The following is a 5,718-nucleotide window of genomic DNA, read 5'->3' on the forward strand; positions in this document are numbered from 1 at the left end:
GGCCCTTTTAACAAGGTAATGGAGAAATTCCACAGGAGATTACCTGTATATTACCAGGAATGGGATTTGTATTCCATGTGTTAGATGTTGAGAAATAAATTAGAAAGGGTGACAAAAATGAAAAACACGCTGGGTGATTTGAATAATCATTTATTTGCACAGCTGGAGCGTTTAGGCGATGAAGATTTAAAAGGTGAAGAACTACTTGAAGAAATTAGCAGAGCGAAATCCGTAACAGATGTTGCAACGCAGATTATCGCAAATGGTTCTTTGATTTTAAAAGCCCAAACAGCATATGAAGAACATCTTGACGCTAATAGAAAAGTACCTAAAATGCTGGAAGGATGAGAACAGTGCATCGCTACACGGAAGAACAGACCAGCTTTATTAGAGAAAACATAAAAGGTCGTACTCGAAAAGAATTGCTTGAGATGTTTAATACTCATTTCGGATTAGAGTTAGGTCTAAATCAAATTACAGCTTATATAAAAAATCACGGTTTACGTAGCGGCATTGATAGCAGGTTCAAACCAGGGCAGCCATCATGGAATAAAGGGAAAAAAGGTACAGGTGGAGGTGGTACTACTCGATTTAAAACGGGACAGAGACCTCATAATTACAAACCTTTAGGCAGTGAAAGAGTGAATGGTGAGGGCTACGTGGATATAAAAATTGCTGAGCCGAATGTATGGAAATTGAAACACCGATTGATATGGGAAAAAGCAAACGGTCCAATACCAAAAGATCATGTCGTTATCTTTGGTGATGGGAATCGTAGTAATTTTGCGCTAGACAATTTGCTCCTTGTTTCGAAAAAACAACTTGCAATACTAAATATTAATCAATTAATTCAAAACGATGCTAATCTGACACGAGTTGGTATTGTTATAGCAGATATTTACAAGAAAATCGGAGATCGAAAAAAGAAAAATAAACAAAAAGCAGCCAGCAAAAGCTAACTGCTCGGTACCGAAAATTACCACCATGGAGGAAAATCTAGATGTAATTATATTATGACCAGGATTCGGAACTTTATTTGGAAAAACAAAAAAAGAGCACGTTTGAACAGCGCTCTTTCATAGGCCGTGTAAATAGAATTATTTGAAGGCGACTTAAAATGCACTACAACTACCAACTCAATACAATATATGGGTACTAAATGAAAAGGTGACAATAAAAACAAATGAGCAGCTAGCAAAAGCTAACTGCTCGGCCCCAGGGAGAGGGACATAAAGTAGGGTACTAACAAAAATGGCATAAGGCTATTCACCAGCCTATCTATAGTATGTCTTAACTTTTAAAATTTATGCAGGAGAGGAAGAGAGTGAATGAAACCCGTCAAAGCAAGGTGCGAAGTGTGTGAGCATGAGTTTCGTGTTCAGATGCTCACGGCACGACTACCGAACCGAGTGGACAAGCATTACTTTATCTGTCCGAACTGTAAAACGGAATTCGTAAGCTATTATACGGATCGTGAAATGCGACAGCTACAGAAAGAAATATCGAAACTATATGCCGGATTTAAGAAATGTGCAACAAAAGAACAAGCAGATAAAATACAAGCGAAGATTGAGAAGAAACAATTGGAGTATAAATGGATGCGGGATAGCTTGATGACGAAAATGGATAATCCATAAATTTACAATAGTTTAATATTAGATTTACCTAATTTCCAAATTAAAGGAGGATAATTCTATATGAGTATACCAAAACGCCTAATGATTGGTAGTGTTCCGTATGATGTGGAAGTGGTAAACGGCTGGATTGAAGAGTTTGAAAATGATGACGTTGTTGCTGGGGAAGCGCGTTATTTTAAACAGAAGATTGCTCTTTCAGATCAAATAGAGGGTGAACAGGCTGCACAGAAAGTAGTTCTTCATGAAGCGATTCACGCAATGTTATATGAAGCTGGATTAAATCGATTGAACAAAGAGCAGAACGTTACAGCTCTTACATCTGTTTTTTATGACTTTATTGAAAATAACATCCATGGTGGTATCTCCAGTTTTGTAGGTGCTCATGATTATACAGCTCCTAGTCCTCAAGGAGAGCGTGGAATAACAGTACCACTCTTATTGGACGGGAAAGAAATCGCAGAGACTCTCGATGAGCCGGACAAGCTTTCTTTCATTAACACCGCTGAAGATCTTGTAAAAACGGTAGAGACACATAAGCCGAAAGTGGATGTATCAGCGTTAGGCGCTGCAATGGCAAAAACAGAAGTTAAAAACGCTGTAAATTTAGGTATGGATCACGAAAAAGTGAAACAAGCAGCTTCTATTGGCCAAACTCGTAAACTACCAATCATTAATGAAAATCGTGGCTCATTTCCTATGGAAGACGTAGTGAAAATAACGAAAAAGGAAACGGCGGATCCGATTCATTGGAAAACAGGTATTAAGTACGATGACGAGGGAAAAGAACGATATCGTACTTGTTATGAATGCCCTTTATGTGGTAATCGTGGTAATCAATACGAGTACAAAGAGAATAAGTTCACGAAATGCCATAAATGTAACGCGAAAATCAAGATAGAACCAGCAACAGAAAAAGGCTTCCCTAATCGTGATGCATTCGGTAATTTTTACGTAGCAAATGAAGAGTATAGTTTGATTTTGGAGGGGGAGTGAACATGAAAGGTTTTTCAACGAAGGATCTAAGTGAAGAACTGGAAAAACGAGAAGGTGTTACAACTGTGCGAGTTAGTCCTCATGAAAAAATTGAAGTTGCTGGAGTTACGGTAGAAGGCCCGGCTGTAATTCTTATTAATAAAGATTAGGAGTGGTGGAATGGAAGTCATTTATGAACATCCGATTTTAACAACTTGGTTTATCTGTTTAATATTCTTCTGTATGTCAAGTGTCGTAGCAATGGCAAAGAAAGACGAAAAATAAAAAGGAGCTGAAGAAGAATGAAAGCAACAGGCATTGTTCGAAACACAGATCCGCTTGGACGAATTGTAATACCGATGGAGCTACGTAAATTGTTAGACATTAAACATAAAGACGGTTTAGAGATTTTTGTAGAGGATGAATCTATTATTCTTAAAAAATATTCTCCTTATGGTGCTTGCCAAATTACAGGGGAGGTTTCCAATGAAAATGTAGCATTTGCAGACGGAAAACTCGTATTAAGTCCTGAAGGAATTGATGTTTTATTAAAAGAGATTGAAGCCTATGTGCAAAAAGGAGCGGTAAAATGAGCGAGCCGAATAAAAAATACACAAATATTGAACTGGAAATGATATTGGATGACTTTATTAGACAGTTACCAGCGCAAATGAGGATGCAACACGAAATGTCTAAGTTATACAAGGCACGTTTCGATGCACTTGTTTCGCAAGGTTTTACAGAACAACAAGCACTGGAAATTGTAAAAACACGTGGTATTGAGTGAAAGGATCGGAAGCAATCTTGCGAGCTATGCATCAGGCAGGAGGAGAAATCCCAGCTACGCAGTTTGATACGTGGCTGGGACTACTCTCTCAGTTGGGACTACTGGAGCAAGTCACGAAAGACGATAATCAAGTATTTTATTACTGGCTTACGGATAGCGCGAAGCAGTTTTTAGCTAAGAAAGGTGTTCGAAATTAGTTAAACTATTGAAGGGTATTCATAATTTGATAAAAAGTCTGTTGCAGTTCTTGAACACTGTTATAACGTTCTTCGATATTATCAGCAATCCCTTTACGAATGAACTGTTCGTACGTTTCATTTGGGAAAGAAACTATTTTATGATTTCCCGTAATTATAAAATGAATCAACCTTGTCAAAGCGTAAGTCTCATGTCTAATTTCGTAGTTAGCAAACCCAAAAATATCTAATCTAGGGTCATTAAATGAACCTTTTCTCTCTGAATTTAAGTTGGTTAGTTGACTATCTTTTAACTTTACTAAGCCGAAATCTGCGACTTTTATTATATCGAAGTCATCGTACTTCTTTATTAAAATATTCCATGGACTAATATCTCTATGTAGTAATTCTTTGCTGTGAATATACTGAAAAGCATTGAAAACTTGAGTAATTAAATTAATTCTATAAGGCATTTGGATTATATTGTTATATTTTGTGAAATAAGTGTCTAAGGAATAATTTGCATATTCCATTGTGTACTGTCGTTTCTCTTTGTCAAACTTATAAACTTCAAGAATAAAAGGAGATTTAAGTTTTCTCATTTGTTCGTACTCAGTTTGGAAACGTTCGAATTCTTTATCTGTTAAATCATTAAAAGCTTGTTTAATCGCGAAATAGCGTTTATAGTATGAGTCTTTATACTTAAGAACTGTTGCATAAGATCCTTTACCAATTACTTGGGTAGGAAATAAAAATTTATCTGTAGACCGTTCGACTGAAACACCTGAATCAAGTTGAAATATTGGTGCCGTTTCAATGATTCTTATTCTTTCGAAGCTGGAAGGTATATCACTTCCTAAACTTTGTTGCAAAAAACTTTCGCACTCAATTAGTTTTGCATTATAATCGCTATTTATATTAAATTGCAAACTTGAATTCATAGTATTGGCCTGTATGGTTTTTAATTCGTCGATTAAATAAAAAAGATCCCGACTTTCTGCAGCTGTGTAGCGACGGCTGTTAAGTCGAATATTCATGTAATTTAACAATCCGTTAATTTTGAAATGAAAAATCGAGAAAATTTCCTGTAATGGAGAAGGAATATCATCATATAAATTTTTATACTTGTTTACACTATCAAAACCAAACTTCTCTACGTAGCTTCTAAGTTTATTCTGTAAATACATGTTTATAGTTTCTGAAATTGCGCCCATGTTTTTCTCCTTTAAAAAAATTGCTTTTTAAGGATAATTTTAACATAAAAAAATTAGATTTATAGGCTTGAAATCGAAAACTAGTTTAGATTGGAGGTACGCAAGTGAGTTACCTGGATTGTATTTCGCAATTAGCACCCAAATTACCGAGGGCCGTTTTAGAAGATGTGTCGAACCGGATTAAGGATTGGATTGTGAGCGATGGGAAAGAAGATAATCCGTATATTGAGCAGCAACTGAGATTCGTGGAACGTGTTGCGGCAAGAGGCAAGAAACAAGAATGAGGTATATTCTGCACCGGTTAGGGATTATCTTGTCACCATCATTGACTTGGAAAGGTGTTGGCCCGTTTCCGATTCCATTTGCAAGGAAGCGATTTTTCAAACGAATGAAGAAGGTGGAAGATGCTTTACGGAAAGTGAGGGTGTTCCGTGACGTCTGAAGATATTCGTAACTTGCGAATCGATGGTGTGGATGTTCCATTTTACGATGGATGTGTGACGGTGCAAGAAGGAATTGCTACGAGGCAGTTAACCTGGAGCGTGAGTGTCATTGACCATGGACTCGGGCAGATGATTCCGACTAACCAATCACGGGACGTGGATATCGAGACAGAGCTGGGGAATGTCTATGCTGGAGAAGGAATTATTACTGAAGTGACTGAAGAACGGTTTCTCCTGGTTGGACGTTCGGTGTTACGTGGATATGAGACAACAGCTGCGTGGTGCGTGTTTCGAGATTCGGAGAGTCACAGCTGTTTAAACGAAAATAAAAATATATAAAAGAAAAATCTTTTAGAGGGGGTCTAATACACTACAGTACTTAAAAAAGAAAAAGAAAACAAAAAAGAACCCCCCCTTAAAAAAATATACCTTATATATATAATATAAATATAAAACTAATAATTATATATTATATATATAGTATTATTT

The 5,718-nt window shown here is 36.7% G+C and carries 11 protein-coding genes; 10 read left to right on the top strand and 1 reads right to left on the bottom strand.

All coding sequences use genetic code 11. The features are described 5' to 3' along the window. Window positions 1-117 precede the first annotated feature (117 nt). From V7183_RS20960 to V7183_RS20995, 8 genes are all read left to right on the top strand, one after another. A complete protein-coding gene (locus tag V7183_RS20960; RefSeq protein WP_335360703.1) occupies window positions 118-348 on the top strand; it encodes a hypothetical protein in 231 nt (76 codons plus the stop codon). 5 nt (window positions 349-353) lie between these two features. Next, a complete protein-coding gene (locus V7183_RS20965) occupies window positions 354-959 on the top strand; it encodes an HNH endonuclease signature motif containing protein (protein ID WP_335360704.1) in 606 nt (201 codons plus the stop codon). 369 nt (window positions 960-1,328) lie between these two features. Next, complete coding sequence (locus V7183_RS20970) at window positions 1,329-1,637, top strand: transglycosylase (protein ID WP_335360705.1); 309 nt, start codon at window positions 1,329-1,331, stop codon at window positions 1,635-1,637. Between the two features lie 60 nt (window positions 1,638-1,697). Beyond that, window positions 1,698-2,630, top strand: a complete 933-nt coding sequence (locus V7183_RS20975; protein ID WP_335360706.1) for a hypothetical protein — start codon at window positions 1,698-1,700, stop codon at window positions 2,628-2,630. 2 nt (window positions 2,631-2,632) lie between these two features. Then, window positions 2,633-2,779, top strand: a complete 147-nt coding sequence (locus V7183_RS20980; protein WP_335360707.1) for a BC1881 family protein — start codon at window positions 2,633-2,635, stop codon at window positions 2,777-2,779. 132 nt (window positions 2,780-2,911) lie between these two features. Beyond that, window positions 2,912-3,202 (top strand): AbrB/MazE/SpoVT family DNA-binding domain-containing protein, encoded by a 291-nt coding sequence (locus V7183_RS20985; protein WP_335360708.1) that lies wholly within the window; start codon window positions 2,912-2,914, stop codon window positions 3,200-3,202. Continuing rightward, window positions 3,199-3,396 carry a hypothetical protein gene (locus V7183_RS20990; protein ID WP_335360709.1) on the top strand — a complete coding sequence of 66 codons (198 nt, stop codon included), beginning with the start codon at window positions 3,199-3,201 and terminating at the stop codon, window positions 3,394-3,396. The genes V7183_RS20985 and V7183_RS20990 overlap by 4 nt, the downstream gene beginning before the upstream one ends. Next, a complete protein-coding gene (locus V7183_RS20995) occupies window positions 3,393-3,593 on the top strand; it encodes a hypothetical protein (protein ID WP_335360710.1) in 201 nt (66 codons plus the stop codon). The genes V7183_RS20990 and V7183_RS20995 overlap by 4 nt, the downstream gene beginning before the upstream one ends. A 5-nt stretch (window positions 3,594-3,598) precedes the next feature. On the opposite strand, the gene V7183_RS21000 is transcribed toward V7183_RS20995, so the two are convergent. After that, complete coding sequence (locus V7183_RS21000; RefSeq protein ID WP_335360711.1) at window positions 3,599-4,786, bottom strand: protein kinase family protein; 1,188 nt, start codon at window positions 4,784-4,786, stop codon at window positions 3,599-3,601. Between the two features lie 104 nt (window positions 4,787-4,890). Between V7183_RS21000 and V7183_RS21005 the strand changes: the two genes are divergently transcribed. Continuing rightward, the gene (locus V7183_RS21005) at window positions 4,891-5,070 is read left to right on the top strand and encodes a DUF6877 family protein (protein ID WP_335360712.1); all 180 of its coding nucleotides are present in this window, start codon (window positions 4,891-4,893) and stop codon (window positions 5,068-5,070) included. Between the two features lie 288 nt (window positions 5,071-5,358). Beyond that, a complete protein-coding gene (locus V7183_RS21010; RefSeq protein WP_335360713.1) occupies window positions 5,359-5,568 on the top strand; it encodes a hypothetical protein in 210 nt (69 codons plus the stop codon). The last annotated feature ends 150 nt before the right edge of the window (window positions 5,569-5,718 follow it).

It is taken from the genome of Bacillus sp. JJ1127 (assembly GCF_036965845.1).
Taxonomy (GTDB): Bacteria; Bacillota; Bacilli; order Bacillales; family Bacillaceae_G; genus Bacillus_A.